General features: G+C 39.5%; 1 protein-coding gene. It reads left to right on the forward strand.

Annotated features, from left to right (window positions below; genetic code table 11):
• Positions 1-313: 313 nt before the first annotated feature.
• A partial coding sequence (locus B4K11_RS07395; RefSeq protein ID WP_292959309.1) for a methyl-accepting chemotaxis protein occupies positions 314-1,467 on the forward strand: 1,154 nt, incomplete at its 3' end.

Raw genomic sequence — 1,467 nt, forward strand, 5'->3', positions numbered from 1 at the left:
AACCACAAAAAACTGGAGAAAAACAACCTATAACCTACTGAACAGAAAGGAATAATTAATATTATTGGATTTATTAGAGCACTGTTTCTATCTTTACAAAGTGGCGGATTCCCACACATTCAAACAAAACTTGAGGGGGATTTTGACCCTTTAGACAAATTCAAAGTGAATTGTAAAAACAGCTTTCGCCATTTATTTGATCTATATCGGCATGTAACTCGGAGTTAAGGGTATACGAATAAAGAACTTAACCTTATTATGGTTTTATATAACAACTATAATTGCCAAACCTATACAGAGCGGGAGCAAAGGTGTGAAATTAGATGGCCTTTCAATTCAAACAAAAGTAAATCTGTCATTAGCAGCCGTTTTTCTAATTATTTTAATTAGCTCACTCACCGCTATTTATAAGAGCGAATCAAGCTTAGTCTCTGAAGTCGTGACCAAAAGCACGCTGGATATTGCAGATTCTTACTTTGACAGTATCAATATACTCATGCTCAGCGGCGCGATGTCGAACCGAGAAACACTGCAAAACAAAATTGTAGCTAACCCTGATGTTTTAGAAGCTCGCATCATTCGTGGTGATTTAGTCAGCAGCGTTTATGGTCCTGGGACTGCCGATTCAAAGGTCACTGATGAACTTGATCAAAGAGCGATGAATGGGGAGCAGGTGATTGAAGAGGTTAATGACGAACAAGGCCACCGCCTTGTCATTGTCACTCCGATGAAATCCCTTCCAGATTACAAAGGCACCAACTGCCTCCTTTGCCATCAAACCAAAGAAGGCGATGTACTCGGTGCTGTTCGTGTTACTTACTCCTTCGAAAATTTAGACAATACTATTAGTAAAAACCTTATTAGTGTTGCCATAACTGAACTGATTCTATTTATCGTCGGCCTCGTTCTTATTAGCTTACTATTGGGCCATTTAGTTGTTAAACCTGTACGTAAAATGGGTAAAACAATTAACACAATCCATGAAAACTCGAATTTGAAGCTACGTATTGATGTTAACTCAAAAGATGAAATTGGCATGATGTCCAATTCACTCAATATCATGCTTGAAGATTTCCATTCCAGCCTGAGCAAGGTCAGTAGTACAATTCATCAGCTGAGTACATCTAGCACATCAATTAACGATATTGCAGATATGGCTAATACCGCGGTTAATAATCAGCAGATGCAAACCAGCGCTGTCGCTTCAGCAATGGAACAGATGGAGGCCTCTACCCGCAGTGTCGAAGCAAGTGCAGAGAATACAGTTTCAGCCTCTGACCTAGCACTTGAGCAAAGCCAAGAAGGTACGGTCATTACAGATCAGGCGATTGGTGCAATTGAGGAATTAAAGAACAACATTGATAAAGCTCTTAATGTTATCAATAAACTCGATGAACAAAGCCAAAGCGTTGGAACCGTATTGGAAGTAATCCAAAAAATTGCGGAACAGACCAACTTACTCGCACT

Source organism: Neptuniibacter sp. UBA6509, assembly GCA_002435145.1.
In the GTDB taxonomy this organism is placed as follows: domain Bacteria; phylum Pseudomonadota; class Gammaproteobacteria; order Pseudomonadales; family Balneatricaceae; genus Neptuniibacter.